Genomic DNA, 683 nt, shown 5'->3' on the forward strand with positions numbered 1-683 from the left:
AGGAGTTATGGAGGGTTTTGTTTAAGATTGGACTACAAGCGATTCTCCAGTATTTCTTCCGAGAATTCCCCCATTCGTATGCTTTATGTGGTGGAACCCCTAAGGTAATCAGTCTTTTAATCCTCGTCTTAGGAAGTTTCCATTGTTTCCATTCACACATACGCAGTCTTCTTCTTATCCATTCGTCAAATTCCTTGAATTTACTTGGGGTATCAGCTAATGCGAAGTACCCGCACCAACCAATTAGATATTGGTTTAACTTTTCTATCCTTTGTTCCATCCTGTATGGTTTTGACCGAGAGGTTATCTCGCGAACTCTGGTTTTCATTCGTTTAACGCTTTCATTTGCGATTCTTACCTTCGGCTCCTTGTTGAATGTAAAGCTAAAACCCAGAAACTTTCGTTTCCAAAGGCGGTCCACATCAGATTTCTCCTTATTTACTTTGAGCTTTAGTTTATTCTCAATGAAGTTTGTGATAGACTCCATAACTCTGAATCCTGCTTTTGGAGTTTTCACATAGATATTACAGTCATCTGCATAACGTACAAACCTGTGGCCTCTTTTCTCTAATTCCATGTCTAGCTCGTGTAGAACGATATTAGAGAGTAAGGGACTTAATGGGCCTCCTTGCGGAGTTCCTTCCTCGGAATTATGTACTACTCCATTTATCATTACTCCAGCT

Annotated in this window: 1 protein-coding gene; it reads right to left on the reverse strand. The window is 40.1% G+C overall.

Annotated elements, in window-relative coordinates; all coding sequences use genetic code 11:
• Window positions 1-683: group II intron maturase-specific domain-containing protein (locus MLE14_RS22335; protein ID WP_243300549.1), on the reverse strand; the 683-nt coding region annotated here is incomplete at both ends.

Source organism: Bacillus litorisediminis (genome assembly GCF_022808645.1).
GTDB classification, from domain to species: Bacteria; Bacillota; Bacilli; order Bacillales; family JC228; genus Bacillus_BF; species Bacillus_BF litorisediminis.